General features: G+C 38.0%; 14 protein-coding genes and 1 rRNA gene. 2 read left to right on the top strand and 13 right to left on the bottom strand.

The window, feature by feature from the left end:
* The 5 genes from ACN6NE_RS14110 to ACN6NE_RS14090 form a co-directional block, all read right to left on the bottom strand.
* Nucleotides 1-98, bottom strand: a 16S ribosomal RNA gene (locus ACN6NE_RS14110); the annotation flags it as partial.
* Nucleotides 99-509: 411 nt separating this feature from the next.
* Nucleotides 510-1286, bottom strand: coding sequence for an enoyl-CoA hydratase-related protein (locus ACN6NE_RS14105; protein ID WP_474325692.1), 777 nt, complete (start codon nucleotides 1284-1286; stop codon nucleotides 510-512).
* A gap of 35 nt (nucleotides 1287-1321) precedes the next feature.
* On the bottom strand, nucleotides 1322-2854 hold the full coding sequence (locus ACN6NE_RS14100; protein WP_474325690.1) for a fatty acid--CoA ligase family protein: 1533 nt from the start codon (nucleotides 2852-2854) through the stop codon (nucleotides 1322-1324).
* Between the two features lie 169 nt (nucleotides 2855-3023).
* Nucleotides 3024-4013 (bottom strand): lipoate--protein ligase, encoded by a 990-nt coding sequence (locus ACN6NE_RS14095; RefSeq protein WP_474325688.1) that lies wholly within the window; start codon nucleotides 4011-4013, stop codon nucleotides 3024-3026.
* Between the two features lie 15 nt (nucleotides 4014-4028).
* A complete protein-coding gene (locus tag ACN6NE_RS14090; protein WP_057240634.1) occupies nucleotides 4029-4760 on the bottom strand; it encodes an MBL fold metallo-hydrolase in 732 nt (243 codons plus the stop codon).
* Nucleotides 4761-4988: 228 nt separating this feature from the next.
* Here ACN6NE_RS14090 and yhfH point away from each other — a divergent pair, with 228 nt between their 5' ends.
* Nucleotides 4989-5120 carry a protein YhfH gene (yhfH, locus tag ACN6NE_RS14085; protein WP_013055337.1) on the top strand — a complete coding sequence of 44 codons (132 nt, stop codon included), beginning with the start codon at nucleotides 4989-4991 and terminating at the stop codon, nucleotides 5118-5120.
* Nucleotides 5121-5158: 38 nt separating this feature from the next.
* Here the strand turns inward: yhfH and ACN6NE_RS14080 are convergent, their stop codons facing one another.
* The 3 genes from ACN6NE_RS14080 to ACN6NE_RS14070 form a co-directional block, all read right to left on the bottom strand.
* Entirely contained in the window at nucleotides 5159-6742 is a 1584-nt protein-coding gene (locus tag ACN6NE_RS14080) for a response regulator (RefSeq protein ID WP_129706145.1), read from the bottom strand.
* Nucleotides 6720-8540, bottom strand: coding sequence for a cache domain-containing sensor histidine kinase (locus ACN6NE_RS14075; RefSeq protein ID WP_129706143.1), 1821 nt, complete (start codon nucleotides 8538-8540; stop codon nucleotides 6720-6722). The genes ACN6NE_RS14080 and ACN6NE_RS14075 overlap by 23 nt, the downstream gene beginning before the upstream one ends.
* A 149-nt stretch (nucleotides 8541-8689) precedes the next feature.
* Nucleotides 8690-9979, bottom strand: coding sequence for an ABC transporter substrate-binding protein (locus tag ACN6NE_RS14070; RefSeq protein ID WP_129706141.1), 1290 nt, complete (start codon nucleotides 9977-9979; stop codon nucleotides 8690-8692).
* A gap of 280 nt (nucleotides 9980-10259) precedes the next feature.
* On the opposite strand from ACN6NE_RS14070, the gene ACN6NE_RS14065 reads away from it, so the two are divergent.
* Nucleotides 10260-12431, top strand: coding sequence for a peptidoglycan D,D-transpeptidase FtsI family protein (locus ACN6NE_RS14065; protein WP_129706139.1), 2172 nt, complete (start codon nucleotides 10260-10262; stop codon nucleotides 12429-12431).
* Between the two features lie 51 nt (nucleotides 12432-12482).
* Here the strand turns inward: ACN6NE_RS14065 and ACN6NE_RS14060 are convergent, their stop codons facing one another.
* From ACN6NE_RS14060 to ACN6NE_RS14040, 5 genes are all read right to left on the bottom strand, one after another.
* Complete coding sequence (locus ACN6NE_RS14060) at nucleotides 12483-13052, bottom strand: TetR/AcrR family transcriptional regulator (RefSeq protein WP_013081690.1); 570 nt, start codon at nucleotides 13050-13052, stop codon at nucleotides 12483-12485.
* A 162-nt stretch (nucleotides 13053-13214) separates the two neighbouring features.
* Nucleotides 13215-14636, bottom strand: coding sequence for a protoporphyrinogen oxidase (hemY, locus tag ACN6NE_RS14055; protein WP_013055331.1), 1422 nt, complete (start codon nucleotides 14634-14636; stop codon nucleotides 13215-13217).
* A gap of 137 nt (nucleotides 14637-14773) precedes the next feature.
* Nucleotides 14774-15706, bottom strand: a complete 933-nt coding sequence (hemH, locus tag ACN6NE_RS14050; protein WP_474325685.1) for a ferrochelatase — start codon at nucleotides 15704-15706, stop codon at nucleotides 14774-14776.
* Between the two features lie 97 nt (nucleotides 15707-15803).
* Complete coding sequence (gene hemE, locus ACN6NE_RS14045) at nucleotides 15804-16847, bottom strand: uroporphyrinogen decarboxylase (RefSeq protein ID WP_129706137.1); 1044 nt, start codon at nucleotides 16845-16847, stop codon at nucleotides 15804-15806.
* 195 nt (nucleotides 16848-17042) lie between these two features.
* Complete coding sequence (locus ACN6NE_RS14040; protein ID WP_474325683.1) at nucleotides 17043-19172, bottom strand: transglycosylase domain-containing protein; 2130 nt, start codon at nucleotides 19170-19172, stop codon at nucleotides 17043-17045.
* Between the last annotated feature and the right edge of the window lie 29 nt (nucleotides 19173-19201).

Genomic DNA, 19201 nt, shown 5'->3' with positions numbered 1-19201 from the left:
AACGTCATAGAAGCAAGCTTCTAATCAGTTCGCTCGACTTGCATGTATTAGGCACGCCGCCAGCGTTCATCCTGAGCCAGGATCAAACTCTCCGAAGAAATGTTTGACTTGCTCATTTAAAAAATAAGAATTAACGTTGACGTTTGTCGCTTTGTTCAGTTTTCAAAGTTCAACCGTCGCTCTTAAGCGACTTTATTATCTTATCAAGTTATCAACGTAATGTCAACAACTTTTTAAAATTCTTTTTTTAGCTTCGTTGTTAACGGTATGTCTCAACGACGCTTTATAATAATAAAATATATTTTAACTAAAGTCAACGGTTTTTAAAGAAAAAATTAAAAACTATTATTCATAGATTTGAACAATGATTACTGCACCGTATTATAGTAAATATTATAGGCAAAAGCCAGCTGTAACTTTGCCTTCTTTGTTCCTGCGCTTTTACATATTCTTTTTTATTATTCTTATAGAAGAAACTAAGAAAGGGCTGTCCATAAGACAGCCCTTTCTTATTTCCCTTTAAAACTAGGTCTTCTCTTCTCAGCAAATGCTTGAAGCGCCTCTAGACGATCTTCTGTCGGAATCGTTAACTCATATGCTTTTCGTTCAATTTGCAAACCAGTCTGCAAATCGGCCTTCATTCCTTCTTTGATAGCAAATTTTGCTTGCTGAAGTGCAATTGGCCCATTTCTCAATAAAAGAGAGATAAAAATATCTATTGTTTCTTCTATTTCGTATCCGGGAGCCACCTTCGTTACTAGACCACATTCTTTCGCTTCTGATGCTGAGAGACGCTGAGCTGTTAAAATTAGTTCCATTGCTTTTGCTTCCCCAACTAACCGAGGGAGACGCTGTGTTCCTCCTGCGCCTGGTATAATCGCTAAGCTTGTTTCCGTTAAACCCATAAGCGCTTCGGTTGAAGCAATCCGGAAATCACATGCTAAAGCCAGCTCCATTCCTCCTCCAAATGCATATCCATTGATGATTGCTATCGTTGGCTGCGGAAGCTGCTCTATCTTCGAAAACACTTCTCCTATTTTGTAAATATTGCGCTTTACCTCTTGATCAGAGAGGGTTTTACGTTCTTTTAAATCGGCCCCTACACTAAAAGACTTTTCACCTGCCCCTTTAAACGTCACAACTCGAATATCTTTTTGAATACGAATTCCTTCAATTACTTCTTCCAATTCTTTAAGCATATCGTAATTAAAAGCATTCATCGCTTCCGGACGGTTCAGTATCACATGGGCGACGTGTCCCTTCATTTCATAAGAAATAGATGACATCCTTTTACCACCTCCAACTTGGAATCGCTTTCATTTCATCGTTCCTGAGATACTTGTTGCTTCAGTGCACGCCGTAAAATTTTTCCCGTTGTATTTTTAGGAAGTTCTTTTAAAAATTCAATTTCACTTGGCACTTTATATTTAGCAAGGCGCTCTTTGCAGTAGGCAATAAGCTTCTCTTCCGTTATTTCTTGATTATTGCAAACCACGTAACACTTAACACATTCACCTAAGGAAGGATCAGGGACTCCGATAACAGCCACTTCTACAATATCTGGATGCGCATATAGCACTTCTTCTACTTCGCGAGGATAAACATTATATCCTCCTACAATAATTAAATCTTTTTTACGGTCAACGATATAAAAATAACCTTCCTTATCCATTCTTGCTAAGTCACCTGTATACAGCCAACCATCTCGGAGAGCATATTCCGTGTCTTCAGGAAGCTTGTAATACCCTTTCATCACGTTAGGGCCTTTGACGATAAGTTCGCCAACTTGTCCTACTTCTACTTCTTCTCCTAGTTCGTTTACCACTTTATTTTCAACATTCATAATAGATGTGCCTATAGAACCGGCTTTTCTCTCTCGATCAATCGGATTGAAACACGTCACAGGAGAAGCCTCAGATAATCCATACCCTTCTGCTACCATTACCCCAAACTTACCTTCAAAATTGGTTAGAAGTGCCACCGGCATTGATGCCCCGCCTGATATACAAAGCCTTACCGTGTGAAAGTGCTCTTTTTTTCCTTTGTCATGCTGAAGTAAGAAATTATACATTGTGGGAACGCCGGCAAAAATAGTCGCTTGTCGATTTTGAATTAATTCAAATATAGAAGATGGACTGAATTTTGGTTCAATTAATATCGTTCCTCCATTCATTAAAGGCGCATTCAATGAAACAGTTAAACAAAATACGTGAAACATCGGCAAAGCAGCTACGACTCGGTCATTCCCATTTATACTTAAATAATCTGCTACGTCTTGAGCATTTGAATAAATATTCTTATGTGTAAGCATAGCTCCTTTTGGTTTTCCAGTCGTTCCTGACGTATACAGAATGATGGCCACATCTTCTTCTTTTAACTCCAGAAAATCATATGTAGCTTCCCCTCTGTTTACAACTTGCGAAAACGTGTGAAAATAAGAAGGTATATTTTCCACTGTATCTGTCGTTTCACATAAGATAACATGTTCCAAAAATGGAGTGTGTCCAATGATTTTCTTTAAAATAGGGAGAAGTAAATCAACCGCAATAACTGCTTTTACATCTCCATCCTGAAGCATGTAGCTAATTTCATCCGCTGTGTAAATAGGATTAATGGGTATAACAGTAGCTCCTACTCGAAGAGCACCGTACAATCCAATAACAAAATGAGGCGAGTTGCCGACAATCAAAGCGATATGATCTCCTTTTTTTACACCTAATTGCTTCAGACCATGAGCAAACTTAGATACCGATGCATCAAGATTTGCATAAGATGTTTCTTGGTCCATAAAAACATATGCCGATTTTTGTGGAAATTGCTCAGCTGTTTTATGAAGCTGTGCTGACAAATTCATCTCATAACTTCCTCCTTTTAATAATGAATGAATGAACACCCATTCATTATTAAGTCATAATAATGTAAAAATTCTTACTTCTTCTATTCTATTATAATGTTACTGCTGTTCTATTGACAAGACTCATCTGTTTAAAAAGAAAAAAAGCCTGATGTAGCAGACTTTTTTCTTAATAGATTAATTCAACAAACTCTTCTTTTGTAATATTACCAAAATAATGTGGAATATCGACGTCTTCTAAGGCTTGTTCAATAGAAGCTTTTTCATAACGAACACCTGTTAATTTTTCCTGTACTTCCTGGACATCCCCCACTCCAAAGAAATCTCCGTAAATGGTGCAAGCATCGATTTTTCCTTTATTCACTTCTAAACGAACGTCAATTTGTCCCACAGGAAAGCGGTGAGAGTGATGTAAGTTAAATTTAGGTGATTTTCCATAGTTCCAATCCCATGACTGATAGCGCTCTTTAGAAATTTGATGAATCGTTTCCCAATCTTTTTCCGTTAGTTTATATTCTGTTATATTTTCTTCTCCGTCAAAGATATATCGAAGCAGCATTTCTCTAAATTCTTCCACCGTTACTTTCTGTTCTAAAAATTCGCTGATATTTGCTACTCTATTTCGAATAGACTTAATGCCTTTGGATTCAATTTTATCTTTTTTTACTTTTAACGCTGATACGACGTTTTCAATCTCTGAATCAAAAAGAAGAGTTCCATGGCTGAACATTCTCCCTTTCGTTGAAAACTGAGCATTTCCAGAAATTTTCCGTCCTTCGGCCATTAAATCATTTCGTCCGCTTAGCTCAGCATTAACTCCTAATTTCTTTAACGCTTCCACGACCGGCTCGGTAAACTTTTTAAAATTATGAAAGCTATTTCCATCGTCTTTCGTAATAAAGCTGAAGTTTAAATTTCCTTTATCATGATAAACGGCACCGCCTCCAGACAGACGTCTCACTACATGAATTTGCTGATCTTCAACATATTTTGTATTAATCTCCTCAATGGTGTTCTGGTTTTTCCCAATAATAATAGAAGGTTCATTAATATAAAACAGCAGATATGTCTCATTAATGTCTAGATGCTTGAGCGCATACTCTTCAATTGCTAAGTTAATTCGGGGATCATAATTTTTTTGATTATCAATAAATAACATTCATTTTCCTCCTTGTTATTCCCATACATATCCTGATTCAGCTAATGTAAGCGTACCTCTATAATGAGCAGCGGCTTCCTCTACTAGCTGTTGATGTTCTCCATAGTGCGGAAGGTGAGTAAGCATGAGGTGTTTGACACTTGCTTTTGAAGCAAGTGTACCGGCTTCTGTACTTGTCATGTGTCCAGCGCCTCTTCCATCTTGATTGGCATAAAAATTACATTCACAAATAAGAAGATCTGCTTCTTCTGAGAAGGAAACAAACTCTTCTAAATAACTAGAGTCCGCTGTGTACACGACAGTTTGATTGCCGGCGCTTATTCTCATGGCATAACAAACGACTGGATGTTTCGTTTTCATAAATTCAATGGTAAAAGGCCCAACTTCAAGTTTTTGACTCGGATCATACTCTACCCCTTTAGTAATTCCTTTATGAGTAAGTTTGTTGAAGCTTTCCTGATCATATGTATGTCCATAAATAGAAAGTTCCTTAACAGCGTTTCCTAGATGAGTCTGAATGAGGCGAGCATATTGAAATACTCCGACATCAGCCACGTGATCATGATGATAATGAGATAAAATCATAGCATCTATTTCTTCTGGCTTTGCATATTTTTGCAGCTGAGCCAATGCACCGCTTCCACAATCAACAAGCAGCTGAAATCCATCGTGCTCCACTAAATAGCTAGAAGTAGCTTCTGAAACCGCAGGATATCCTCCCCAAAAACCAATAACAGTTACTTTCATTTCAATCACCCTTTCGTACTATTTTTATTACGTTCAGTATACCCTACTTTTTTTTGAAAACTAACTGAAAGGCACTCGTTTCGGCCATTTTATCGAAATAACTCATTGTTATATAACAAATAACCACTTAGAATAGCAAAATAGGCTAAATTGTTATAAAACATAATTGACATTTTATCATCTGTTATAATACAATGTTAGTAACAAAAACAACGGAGGGGATTTAAAATGTTAGAAAAAATGACTGAATTTTTCAAAAGATTACCCAATAAAAAGTGCGTAGAATGCGGAAACGACATCGAAGAACAGCATGAATGCTACGGAAACAAATGTGATCACTGTCTAGATATCATGAAATAAAAAAAGCTGAAACTGTTATAAAACAGTTTCAGCTTTTTTTATACGGTCAAACTGCGATACTCGTTTGGCGTAATGCCTTCTACTTTTTTAAACACTTTTCGAAAGTATTTATCATCATGATATCCAATCATATTCGCAATTTCATAGATTTTTAGTTCTTCATTTAGTAAAAGTGATTTGGCTTTATTCATTCTGACTTTCACCATATAATCTGAAATGTTTTCTTGAAATTCTTGCTTAAACTTTCTCGAAATGTATTCACGGCTTAGATAGAAACGTTCCGATATTTCTTGAAGCTTCACATCTCGATGAAAATTTTGCTGCAAATATTGTTCGATTTCATAAATAACGTCGCGATTGTTTTGCTTGCTATACCTTTTTACTACTTTTAAAAAGCGCTTTACTTCACGCTTCTTTCTCTCTACATACTTTGCTAGCTGAAACTGCCCATCTTGGTTATAGAAAAAAGAAAGAACATATTCAGGACCGTTATTTATCGTATAAGGAATGTGATATCTTTTTAACCAATGCTGGCTTAACAGCTGATATTCCTGCTCAAAATGCAGAATTTGCTTTAATGAGAGATAATTTTGCGCTTCAAAAGCTGTGATAATTTCGTTGAATACCGGCAAAAAGGCTTCAAACTTCCCGACTTGCAGCGCTTCTTCAATTTTACTGTTATAGTCCATCATATTTATTAATAAAGCACTTGCTAAAACGTCTTCCTCGCCGTAGACCTTCACTTTATTTTGATCAAGAACATTGCTTAATAAAAGCGAATTTTTCGCATCTTCATAGGATTTCATTAGCTGATCAATAGAAGAGACTTTGCACCCTCTTGCAATCCGACAGCTCACGTCTAACGTACGGCGAATTGCTGTATGTAAAGTCGTCAGCAAAGAGGTTATACGTTCAAAATCATTCCAAAATATAATGATAATTTCCCACTTATTTGATAAATAACGGAAGGCTACCCCATTTTCTTCTGCCATCAGCATTTCATTGATTACATTTAAAATTGAAAAATAGGCTAAATCCCGGTCACCGCCAAAAGAACGAATAATGGATTCATCTACACGTACAATCCCCACTTCATATTCTCTAGTCAGATGGAAACCAAACTCTTCATAGATTGATTGATTTAGCAAATAATTGTTCATTAACTGCGTCAGTTTTCGATCTCGATAAATCGGCTTCATTTCATTGATTAAACGGTAGCTGCTATTATGGACTTTTCTAGACTCTTCTTCTTTCTTCCATTGGGTTACAGCTCGTATAAGCGTATCGTTTAAAATCGAAGGATCCACTGGCTTTAGAATATAATCCGTACTTCCAAAATGAATAGCTTTACGCATATAGTGGTAGTCATCATACCCTGTTACCACAATCGTTTTGCTAGAAGGTGAATTCTCTTTAATCCACTCCAACAAAGCAATTCCATCGATATTAGGCATCTTCATATCAGTAAAAATGATTTCCGGTCCGTGATCCTCGATAAGCGCAATCGCTTGCTCACCGCTATCAGCTTCTATCACATCTGTAATTTCATGCTCTTCCCACTGTCCAAGCAGCTTTATTCCTTCTCTTACATGCTCTTCATCATCCACGATTAATACTTTCATCACTATCCCTCTTTTCTTCAATTGTTGTTAGCTTTATGACAACGGTAAAATCGTGATTTTCTTGACTGCTAATTTGCATTGAAGCATGATCTCCATAGTAGATGCGAAGTCGTTCATAAATATTTTGCAATCCAATATGCTCATCTGTTTGATTATACGATTGCTGAAGTCTCGTTTTTAATTGATTCAACTCTTGTTGCCCTATCCCTTTTCCGTTATCAGAAACAGTTAGAATCAGTTCTTCGCCGTTCAAATCCGCTGAAATAAACAGCTTTCCGCTTCCTGTGCGGGTTTCGAATCCATGCTTAAAAGAATTCTCAACAAGAGGCTGCAAAATCATTTTCGGTATTCGCATAAGCTCTGCCTCTTTTTCAATATTTAACTCATACTCAAACTTTGAACCAAACCGCTGCTTTTGCAGACTTAAAAAAGCTTTTACATGATCGACTTCTTGCTTTAAGCTAACGATATCCTCTTTCATATTCATGCTGTAACGCATAATGTGCGAAAGTGAGGTTAATAAAGAATATACTTCAACTGCTTTATGCTTAAGAGCAAGAGTTCCAATTGATTGAAATGCGTTGTATAAAAAATGCGGATTAATTTGTGACTGCAGCACTTTTAGCTGCGTTGATTTATTTTCTAATTCCAATCGAAATTTACGTTCAATCAAGTCATTAATTGTTTCTACCATAGAGGTAAAATGCCTTCCTAAAACACCAAATTCATCGTTTCCAAGCGATTTAAACCGCACCTCAAATGATCCTTTTTCCACTTCTTTCATATTGCGAATCAATACGTTAATCGGCTGTGTAAAACGTACTGATATAAAAAGCGTAGCGATAACGAGCATACACAGAAATGGCAGGCCAATTAATACATTCATAAGTGCTGTCTTTCTTGCATCCTCATATAAAACACTGTAAGGAATTCGTTTCACAATGTACAAGTCCTCAAAGGGCTGTTTAAGCTTTTCATACATTAATACGCCTGAGAAGCTTTTATCCTCCCATTCCATGCTATGGTCTTTTTGAGAAGTGAGCGCCTTCACCCACGCGTAGTTTTCATTTTTTCCAATAACCTTTGAATCAGAGGAATACAAAACCTTCCCTTTATTGTTCATTAAATAAAAATCTTCTGACTCTTCATTATATAGACGCTGCGATATAGATTGAATTTGTGTCATATTAATGTCTAAAGATAGATAAGCTAACAACTTGTCTGATGGAATCTCATCAATCCGCTGATGAAAGCTAATAACTTGATTCGGCAGTGAATCAATTAACGTTGATAAATTATTGTAGCTATAAATTTCATGGGTAGGCTCAATCACAAGAAATTTATGATTTTTATTTAAATAAGAATAGTAAGCCTGAGTGTAAATATCATCGTACTTCCCTCTGCTGCTCACTTTCGAATTATAAGCTGTATATGAGTCATGCCCGTTTTCAATGTAAAGATGGATTTGTTCAATCTCTGGACGAGTATTATATAAGTAAAGAAGAGTTCGTGATATTTCCAGTTGATTGGCTCCTAAGTCACTTGATACACCTTCATCTAACACTTTAATAAATGGGTGGTAGCCGTACAGCCTTTTTGTAATATTAGCAATTTCATTTAAGTAATCGCTCAAATCATTGCTTCCATTTTTAATAACCTGATAGTTGGTAGAAATAAATCGGTTCTTAACCGTTTCTTTTGTGTATTGATACGTAAAAATCGTCGAAATTAAAAATGGAATAACCGTTGCGAATAAGAAAAACAAAATTAATTTCTTGCGTATGCTCCAGCCTTTCACAAATAACCTCCTTTGACTAATGTCATACATTATGACTATTATTATACATTAAAAGCGCTTTCAATTGACTATTATTTTTTCATAACTATGAATCTAACCAGCTATTTTTTCACACCAAAAAGTCCGCGTTTTCCACGCGGACTTCTTGTTTATTTTTTCATTTTTGCCCAAATTGTATCTAATTTCTTCATAAACTCTTCTTCTGTCATTTGCTTGCCTGCGTAAGACTGCATTGCTGCGCCGACTTCTTGAACCGTTCCTTCCGGATACTTAAACCAGTTCCAAGATAATGTTTTACCTTCTTCAGAGTATTTTAAGATATCATCAGATAAAGAATCGATTCCTTTTCCGTCGATGTTTTTGAACGCTGGAATGAACTTGAACTTTTCAACTAAGAATTTTTGACCCTCTTTAGAAGAAACCATCCAATTTAAGAATTCCTTCGCTGCTTTTTTATCTGCATCTGGCGCATTTTTGTTCACTACCCAGTTATTTGGAACTCCGATTGCTAGTTTATCATTTTTCTTTGCATCGTTGCTGATTGGCATTGGAATAAAGCCCATTTTCATGTCCGGATTAATTTTCGTAATCATATTTACCGTCCAGTTACCTTGTTGCATCATTGCTGTTTCACCAGAAGCAAATTGAGTAACTTGTGTATTGTAGTCTGTCGTTAGTGGATTTTTATTTCCATACTTTAACGTTAAATCGAACAGATTCATAAACTGCTTAAACGTTTCATTGCCTTCAAATTTTGCTTTTCCTTCGTTTAGACCTTTAATAAACGCATCTGGATCGTCTTGCTGTGCCATTGGAATATTAAATAAGTGGTTACCTAGCACCCACCACTCGCCGTATCCATTAGAAAATGGCGTAATGCCTTTTGCTTTAAGCTTTTTAGAAGCTGCTTCTAATTCTGACAGCGTTTTAGGTAATTCTTTAATGCCTGCTTTTTTAAATAAATCTTTATTATAAATAAAACCATAACCTTCTAAGTTTAGCGGCTGACCGTAGATTTTTCCGTCCATTGTCATCGGTTCTTTGGCGATATCATACAGATTATCTACCCACGGCTGATCAGATAAATCTTCTAATTTATCCTTCCACGTTTGCGCTTCTTGGAACCCTCCATTGTTAAAGATATCAGGTTCATTTCCAGAGGCAAACTGTGCTTTTAATGCTGCACCATAGTCCGCGCCTCCGCCGACTGTTTGGATGTTAAACTTTACGTTTGGATGTTCTTTTGTATATTCATCCGTTAATTCTTTCAGCTGATCTGCGATTTCCACTTTGAACTGGAACATATCAATAACAACTTGATCACCTGAGCCTGTTGATTTACTTGCTTTTGAATCCGTACCTGAGTTTGAACATGCTGTCGCAAATAAAAGTGATGTTGCTAACACGCCAGACATTATTGAAAGCCTTTTCATTTTCATTCGTTTTGCCCCCCTTGATATCTATCTCTCTTTATTTTACCGATTCTAGGACATTTGAACAGGTAACAATATTGAACAACCGAGTGGAAAATATTGAACACCCCTTTCAGCACCCTTCGACAGGTCTCTCTTCTTCCGCAAAAATTTCTATAAATTTTTTGTCTGTTTTATTCCACCTAATAACATTTATAGACAAAATTATGTTAATATGTAGAGTGATAGATTCATAAGAAAATTTATGAATTTTTTTAACTTGTATAAACAAAGTGAAGGGGTTTACATGAAAACTAAAAAGCGCAAAAAAACACATGTCTCATTTCGAATTAACTGGCTGTTTATTGTGGTTTTCCTGCTTTTTTCTGCACTCATTTTACGATTAGGCTTCGTACAGATTGTGTACGGAGAGAACTATAAACGAGAAGTTGAAAAAACAGAAGATGAAACGGTAGATTCACCGGTTCCTCGCGGAAAGATGCTAGACCGCTATGACCGCGTTATCGTGGATAATAAACCGTTGAACGCTGTCACGTACACGCGTTTGAAAGGCGTCACTCAAGAAGACAAGCTAAAAGTAGCTAAAAAGCTTGCCACTCTTATTGATGTTCCTGTTACAACAGACGTGTTTGGCAAATCGGATAAAAAGAAAGATAAAAATACGATTAAGCTAACAGAACGCGACTTAAAAGATTATTGGATTGCAACTCATCCAAAAGCAGCTGCGAAAAAAATTACCGCAGCGGATAAGCAAAAAGTAAAAGAAGGTCAACTTTCTGAAGATGATTTATATCCTCTTCAGCTAAAGCGCATCACAAAAAACGAACTTTTATCGGTGAAAGATGACCTTGAAGTGATTGCTATTAAAAGCAAGATGGAAGGCGGCTACGCGTTAACCGCTCAAATTATTAAAAGCGGATTAACCGATAAAGAGCTTGCCGTCATTAGTGAGCAGCTGGGTGAATTACCAGGCGTTGATACGACAACTTACTGGGACCGTATGTATACATACGACGGCTTACTTAGCACGCTACTTGGTAAAATCACATCAGCTGATGAAGGATTACCGAGCGAAAACTTACAGTACTACTTGTCCCACGGCTACAGCCGTAACGACCGAGTAGGAAAAAGTTATTTAGAAAAGCAGTATGAAGACGTTCTTCGCGGTCAAAAAGCTCGCGTGCAAAACGTAACGGACCGCTCTGGCAACTTAGTTAGTCAGGAGACCGTTACTGAAGGTCAGCGCGGCAGTGACTTAATTTTAACGATTGATATGGAACTTCAAAAGCAAGTTGAAGATATTTTAACAAAAGCTGTGACATCTGGAGCAGCTGGTTCACGATTAATGGATCGCGCGTTTGCTATTATGATGGACCCTCACACGGGAGACATTTTAGCAATGGGTGGAAAACAGCTCGTTACAGATAAAAAGACGGGAGCACGAAAAGTACAAGATTTTGCTCTTGGTAACATGACCACTTCTTATGAAGTAGGTTCCGCTGTAAAAGGAGCTACTGTTCTTGCAGGTCTTGACTCAGGCGCTATTCAGCCCGGAACGGTGTTTTATGATGCACCGATGACATTTGCTGGGGGCACTAAGAAAAAGTCTTCACATAATATGGGAGCTACTGGAATCCAAAAAGCTCTAGAACAATCATCAAACGTGTTTATGTACCGCACGGTTATGAGCATGGCTGGTGAAACGTACCGCCCTGGCGGCAGACTGAACATTCCACCGTCTATCTTTAATAAACTGCGCTCATACTATAGCCAGTTTGGTCTTGGAATTTCAACGGGCATCGAATTAGAAAACGAATCAACGGGTATTCGTAACAGCGTCACAAATGAACCAGGTAAAGCACTGGATTTTGGTATTGGACAATATGATACGTATACACCCCTTCAGCTTGTTCAATACATTTCAACGATTGCAAACGGCGGCTATCGTATGAAACCCCATCTAGTAAAAGAAATTCGTGAGCCTGAGCTTGATAGCGAACTAAAAGGAAGCGTACAAAGCTCGTTTGAGCCCGAAGTATTAAACCGGATTACAATGAGTCAATCGGAAATTGACATTGTTAAGCAAGGCTTCCGCCGCGTAGTTACTAGCTCACATGGTACAGGGCGTTTACTTAATACAGGGAAATATCGTCAGTATAATATTGCGGGTAAATCAGGTACAGCTGAAACCTTTAACAAAGGCGTAAGCGTCCGTAACTCTACATTCGTTTCATACGCGCCTTATGATAATCCGGAAGTAGCAGTAGCGGTTGTCATCCCTTCTGCTTATGTAGCAGGTACATCTAATACGTTAAGTAAAACTATTACAGGCGATTCTATTAAAGCTTACTTCGATCTTAAAAAAGAAGGCGAAAAAGAAGTAGAACAAAAAGAAGAAGATGCAAAAACAGGAAATACAGAATTAAACGGTGTAAAAAAAGATGATAATGAACAATAAAAAGGTCTCGTCACGAGACCTTTTTTGTTTTTTCTATAAAAAAAGCCCATCTCACTGAGACAGACCGCGTAAAAAGTATAGTTCAATTAATTCAGCAATTTTTTCTTCTGAAAGCGGCTCATGCCGTTTTTCCCAATCATAGACGAGTGCAATGTACATTTTAAATAGTAAAAAAGCTGTGAGCTCCGGGTTGCACGGTTTGATTTCTTTTTTAGAAATCGCAATTTCGATTTTGTTTTTTATATAAGTCAAAATTTCTTCTTCTACTCGCACCAGCACTTCTTGCACTGCTGTAGTGCCTAACTGCTGTTCCTGTACCAGCTTCAGCATGAGCTGATGCTCAGTGCGGAATTCTAAGATTCGAAAAATAGCTGCTTGGGCATTTTCAAAAAAAGGACGGTTGCTATCAATGACAGTTTCAGCTGCATCTGTCATTTCTCGAATCATTCGTGTAACAATTTCATCGAATAACTCTTCTTTGTTTTTAAAAAAAGTATAAATCGTTCCTTTTCCGACATTTGCAAGCTTCGCCACTTGCTCCATAGTCGTTGCTTTATATCCAAACAGCGCAAATGATTTTGACGCTGCATCAACAACTGATTGCTTTCGGTCTATAGCCACGTTATCCCCTTCTTTCTGACCAAATGAATATTTCAGTCAACAAGTACGGTTTTACTATAGCATAATTTTCTTTTGCTTTTCAACCACAATCTCTTCTCTTAGTATAACCTTTCTCTACAGGTAGTAGACAAAAAAGCGGAGCATTGATTCACCGCTCCACTTCTACAGTTGCTGCACATATTTAACCGCTTTTTTAGCCACATCTTCTCCTTGCTCTACACATTCTGGTATACCCAGACCTTCGTATGAGCTTCCCGCTACATAAAGACCGGCCAGCTCTTTTTCAAGCTGTTCGTTCATAGTATCTAGCATATCGTGATGTCCGACCGTATACTGAGGCATTGACTGCTTCCATCTCGTTACCGCGTAAAATTCAGGCTCAGCAGAAATTGTGATGAGCTTCTTCAAATCCTCCAGGACAATTTTGAAAATTTCATCGTCAGGCTGATCCACCACAGCTTCATCCCCGGTTCGTCCAACTAAACATCTCAGCAGCACTTTTCCTTCCGGAACCGCATGCGGCCACTTTTTATTTAGCCACGTGCACGCCGTAATCGTGTAATCGCTATTTCTTGAAACGGCGATATTCATTGCATCTAGATTGTCTTGCAGCGCTTCTTGTGCAAAGGCTATCACAACAGTAGCTACTGAAGTGGAAGGCATATGCTTCAACGGTTCGAATATTTTATATTCCGAAAGCATAGACTGAGCAGCTGCATGAGGAGAAGTTACAATAACGCTGTCTGCTTTTATGACTTTCCCGCTATTTAACGATAATTCATATGTGGTATCTTCTTTATAAATTTTCTCTACTTTTATTCCTTTTGTAATAATATCAGGATCTATTGCTTTTTCTACCCCATCTACTAGCGATTGAAGACCTTCTTTTAATGTTAAAAAGACACTATTTTTTTTAAACTCCGAATCATCACCGTGCTGTGGGTGAATTTCTTTTAGCTTTTTCATTCCAACAATTAAGCTTCTGTACTTATGTTCAGCATGCAAAAACTGTGGAAATGTTGATCTTAAACTCAAACGATCAACGTCTCCTGCGTAAATTCCTGATAATAGAGGCTCAATTAAATTTTCAACAACTTCATCACCAAACCGTCTTCTAAAAAATACGCCTAGCGAACGGTCATCCTGATTTTTTGTCTTCGGTATAAAAAAATCAGCTGCTGCGCGCAGCTTGCCAACAGGTGAAAATAACCCTGTTGTGATAAAAGGAGATAACTTGGTTGGTATCCCCATTACAGCACCATCAGGCAGCGCATGCGGTGTATCTTTTACTAGAATATAGGATTTTCCCTTTTCATTTCCGACTAGCTCCCTACCCAGCCCCACTTCTTTTGCCAGTTTTGTAGCAGCTAGCTTACGCGCTAAAAATGAATCCGGACCTTTTTCAAATAAATACCCGTCTCGTTTAACCGTTTGAATTTTTCCACCAAGCCGATGCGTCGCTTCTATTAGTTGAAGATCAATTGGCAGCTGATGATCCTTTATTTTTTTTTGCAAATAATAGGCAGCTGAAAGACCTGTTATTCCTCCACCGATGATGACAACCTTTTTTCGTCTATCCGTCATGTTATCATCGCCTTTTCTGTAAAATTCAATATAAAGAGAAGCGATTATGGAAATCCATAGCTCGCTTCTTACTTTTCTTTATATTGATTATAAGTTACTTTTCGTCCCTGTTCAACGTACAAAGAATCTATATTAACTTAACGGGCAATTCGTTTTAACACAACTGTAGCTAACCCATCGATAAATTCAGGCTGTGCATTGGGCATTTCAGGGCGGTAATAATCAGCCCCAATTTCATCCGTCACCACTTTACATTCATAGTCGTTATCATAAAGAACTTCTAAGTGGTCTGCGATAAATCCAACCGGAGTATAGACGAACGACGTATAGCCTTTTTCTTCATGCAATTCTCTTGTTAGATCTTGGACATCAGGACCTATCCATGGCTCAGGCGTATTTCCAGCACTTTGCCAGCCAATTTCGTAATGTTCAATACCAGCTGCTTGTGCAATTAAATCCGCTGTTTCTTGAAGCTGATTTGGATATGGATCTCCTGCTGCAATAATTTTTTCTGGCAAGCTATGCGCAGAAACAATCAACACGGCTTTTTGACGCTTCTCTTCGTCTATTAAATCAAACGTTTGTTTAACACGTGTAGCCCAGTACTGAATGAACTTTGGCTCACTGTACCAGCTTTCTACTGAATGAATGATTGGTCCTCCTAATTTTTCAGCCGTTTCTTTGGCGCGCCCATTATAGGATTTTACGCTAAACGTTGAAAAGTGAGGTGCAAGCACAATGCTGACCGCTTCTTTAATTCCGGCTTTATGCATGGCTTCTACTGCATCTTCAACAAACGGTTCAATATGTTTTAAGCCAAGATACGCTTTAAATTCAATTTCATCCTGCACTTCATTCAAGCGCTTTTCCAGACTTTCCATTTGCTGCTGCGTAATTTTTGCAAGAGGTGAAATGCCCCCGATTGCTTCGTAGCGGTTTTGTAAATCTTCTAAGGCTTCCGGTGAAGGTTTACGTCCGCGGCGGATATGTGTATAGTAACGTTCAATATCTTCTTCTTTATATGGCGTTCCATATGCCATTACAAGTAATCCCATTACTTTTTTACTCATGTGTTCGACACCTCTTTGTTAGATTCAATACTTGTCTTCATTTTGCCATGAATAAAAAGAAAAATTCAAAGTTTAGCGCTCCAAATTATTTGACAATTTATTGTCTATTTGCAGAATATTCATGAATAAAGGTTGTTAAACGCTTCAACGTTTCCGGCTGAACCTGTGGAAAAACGCCGTGCCCCAAGTTAAAGATGTAACTAGGACTGGCCATCCCTTTATCTAATATTTCTGTTACACGTTCTTCAATAACTTCCCATGGAGCTAACAAAATAGCAGGATCTAAGTTTCCTTGCAGTGTTTTTGTTAAGCCTAATGCACGTGCTTCATCCAGCTGTGTTCTCCAATCTAATCCCACTACATCCAGCGGCAGATCATGCCATTCTTTTGCCAAATGACTTGCCCCTACTCCAAACATAATGAGCGGTACATTTTTTTCACGTAAAGAGGTGAAAATTCGCTCCATAACAGGTTTTATAAAGTAACGATAATCCGCTACATTTAAAGCACCCACCCATGAATCAAAGATTTGAATGGCTTTTGCCCCAGCATCAATTTGCGCTTTTACATATGTAATCGTCATATCTGCTAACTTATCCATTAGTGCAAACCATGCTTTAGGTTCCGTATACATAAATGCTTTTGTTTTATTGTAATTTTTTGAAGGTCCTCCTTCAATCATATAGCTTGCCACTGTAAAAGGAGCACCCGCAAAGCCAATTAGAGGTACGTTTAACTGTTCTGTTGTTAACAGCTTAATCGTATCTAATACATACGGAACATCTTCTTCCGGCGTAATTTCTCCTAGTTTTTCTACATCGCTTAAAGATTGAATTGGATTAGAAATTACGGGACCAATTCCTGACTTGATTTCAACATCCACTCCAATTGAAGGAAGCGGTGACATTATATCTTTATATAAAATAGCTGCGTCCACTCCGTACTGTTCAACGGGCAGGCGTGTTACGTATGCCCCAAGCTCCGGCTGATGAGTAATTTCAAATAAAGAGTACTTCTCTTTTAGCTTTCGGTATTCCGGCTGTGAACGCCCTGCTTGGCGCATATACCAAACCGGAACATGATCCGTTTCTTCCCCTCTACAGGCTTTTAAAAAAGTATCGTTAAACGTTCCTTGACTCATAATTTCCACCTTTCTCGATTGTCTTCCATCCGTATTTTCTTCGATTAGACAGACAATAATCAGCAAAGGAACATACCGGTTCCTCTACTGATTAAAGTTTCACGTTATATTCTCTACTTGTCACTATACCCATTTCTTTACGACTTGTATAGCCACCTGCTAAAAATGTCAAAAATTCGCCCTACTCTTCCTTTTTTATTGAAAAAGAGCAGGTGTTACTTCGTTGGATTTTTTTCCTTTTTGTTTTGTTTGGGAATTGTAAGGAACTACATAATAAGTAGGACTGTCGAGCAGGTTCACACGCTCTTTTTCAAATGCTCCTTTTCCCTTCACTTTGCCAATTACTTCGGCTTTATCTCCTTTTTTCTCATAAACATAATAAACAGCTCTTTTATCAGGTGAAGGTGTCCACGATAAATTTACCGTTAGCAAACCAAATGGATGGAATGTTAATTCTTGTTTTAAGTCTTTAACTTGCTCTAAGCGTATTGGTTTTGGCAAATCTTTAACGCCTGCTGGCTTTTGAAATGCAGCTTCGTCGTAACCAGCTCTTGTGAGAATGTCTTTAAATAATAGAGTCGGATAAGAACTTCCTTTTGTTAAATAATGCTGGTCATTTGTAGAATCATATCCCATCCACACGCTTCCTACAACGTCTGGCGTATATCCAACGAACCAAGCATCCCTTGTGGCTCCTTTAACATTCGTATACGAAGTAGACCCTGTTTTTCCTGCTAACTCTCCTTTAAACTCTCCATTTTTTGCCGTTCCTTCTTTAACAACTCCTTGAAGCATCTTTGTCATATACCAAGCCGTTTGTTTTGAAAATGCTTTGTGAGTGTCGGGAACAGCTTTTGCAATTACTTTTCCGTCTTGATCTTTTATTTCTTGAATAAAGTACGGTTGGATGTTTTCTCCGTTTTCAGCAAATGCCCGGTACGCTCCTGCTAATTGAAGCGGTGTAATTCCTTCCTTTAATCCTCCAAGAGCAATCGCAAGCCCTTTATCTTCTAAAGGAATTCCTAGCTTTGTGAGATACTGCTTACTTGTTTCAACTCCTAGCTGATTCAATGTCCAGACAGCAGCTGCGTTTTTAGAATCTTTTAGGGCATCGTACATCGTTACCTTTTTAGCATATTGGCCGTCTACATTTTTAGGTGTGTATCCCCCGTAGCTTCTAAGCTTGTCTTGCAGCAAGGAATAAGGCTTGAATTGACCTTCTTCTAACGCAGGGCCATATACTGCAATAGGTTTCATCGTAGAACCTGGCTGTCTTTTGACATTTGCGCGATTGAGCGATTTTTGCACATAATCTCGTCCTCCCATAACAGATAAAACTCCTCCGCTTTTGTTATCCACTAATACAAAAGCACCTTGGGCACTGTTATCTGTACCTGGAAAATAACGATTTTCTTTCATCAGCTCGTAGGCGGCTTCTTGTACTTTTGTACTCATAGGTACTTTGACCGTATAACCACCGCGCAGAAGCTCATTGCTCGAAATGCTGTATTTCTTCTCTGCTTCTTGAATAACCATATCGATATAGGTTAAATACGCTGGGTTTTTAGCCTGTTCCTTTACGTTCAACCCCAGCGTTCTTCCTTGCAAACGGACATTTTTTTCAGCTGATAAATAACCTGCTTTTTGCATGGCATTTAACACAACATTTCTACGTTCTATACTTTTTTCTGGATGTAAAATAGGAGAATAAGAATTCGGTGCTTTTGGCAGTGCAGCGAGCAGTGCACCTTCTTCTACCGTTAATTCGGAGACATCTTTATTGAAGTAAAGCTTGGATGCAGCTTGGATTCCATAGGCTCCGTGTCCAAAGTATATTTGGTTCAAATACATTTCAAGAAGTTTTTGCTTACTATAACGCTGCTCCAAGTTAATGGCCACCACTACTTCTTTTGTTTTTCTAAGCAGCGTTTTATCATTAGATAAAAACACATTTTTAGCCAGCTGCTGTGTTAAAGTACTTCCTCCTTCAACACTTCCTCCAGCCAATATATCTCGGTATAATGCTCGACCAATAGATTTAAAATCGATTCCGTGGTGTTCATAAAAACGAACGTCTTCAATTGAAATAAATGCTTGTTGCACATGCTTTGGAATCTTATCAATTGAAACCAAGTCCCGATTTTTCACATAGAGCTTTGTTAATTCGTCTCCATTTTCGTCCACTAACCTCGTAGCCGAGTCCATGACGATCTTTTTCTCATCAATTACATAGTTGCCAAGAAACAAGATGATAATATATCCAATCAATCCTAATAGAAAAATTCCAACTAAGGCAGCAATTGCGTATAAGCCTTTTTTGTACATCGTGCCACCCCTTTTCTTTCGCTAAACTT

The sequence above is a fragment of the Priestia sp. 53B2 genome, assembly GCF_056099005.1.
The sequence above is the reverse complement of the archived record's forward strand: the minus strand, read 5'-3'. Positions and strand labels throughout refer to the sequence as shown.

Excerpts from the sequence above, each read along its gene's own strand:
- hemE (WP_129706137.1), bottom strand. The coding sequence starts at position 16,847 with ATGAGTCAAGGAACGTTTAACGATACTTTTTTAAAAGCCTGTAGAGGG.
- ACN6NE_RS14090 (WP_057240634.1), bottom strand. The coding sequence starts at position 4,760 with ATGAAAGTAACTGTTATTGGTTTTTGGGGAGGATATCCTGCGGTTTCA.
- ACN6NE_RS14100 (WP_474325690.1), bottom strand. The coding sequence starts at position 2,854 with ATGAATTTGTCAGCACAGCTTCATAAAACAGCTGAGCAATTTCCACAA.
- ACN6NE_RS14105 (WP_474325692.1), bottom strand. The coding sequence starts at position 1,286 with ATGTCATCTATTTCTTATGAAATGAAGGGACACGTCGCCCATGTGATA.
- ACN6NE_RS14070 (WP_129706141.1), bottom strand. The coding sequence starts at position 9,979 with ATGAAAATGAAAAGGCTTTCAATAATGTCTGGCGTGTTAGCAACATCA.
- ACN6NE_RS14065 (WP_129706139.1), top strand. The coding sequence starts at position 10,260 with ATGAAAACTAAAAAGCGCAAAAAAACACATGTCTCATTTCGAATTAAC.
- yhfH (WP_013055337.1), top strand. The coding sequence starts at position 4,989 with ATGTTAGAAAAAATGACTGAATTTTTCAAAAGATTACCCAATAAAAAG.
- hemH (WP_474325685.1), bottom strand. The coding sequence starts at position 15,706 with ATGAGTAAAAAAGTAATGGGATTACTTGTAATGGCATATGGAACGCCA.
- ACN6NE_RS14040 (WP_474325683.1), bottom strand. The coding sequence starts at position 19,172 with ATGTACAAAAAAGGCTTATACGCAATTGCTGCCTTAGTTGGAATTTTT.
- hemY (WP_013055331.1), bottom strand. The coding sequence starts at position 14,636 with ATGACGGATAGACGAAAAAAGGTTGTCATCATCGGTGGAGGAATAACA.
- ACN6NE_RS14080 (WP_129706145.1), bottom strand. The coding sequence starts at position 6,742 with ATGAAAGTATTAATCGTGGATGATGAAGAGCATGTAAGAGAAGGAATA.
- ACN6NE_RS14095 (WP_474325688.1), bottom strand. The coding sequence starts at position 4,013 with ATGTTATTTATTGATAATCAAAAAAATTATGATCCCCGAATTAACTTA.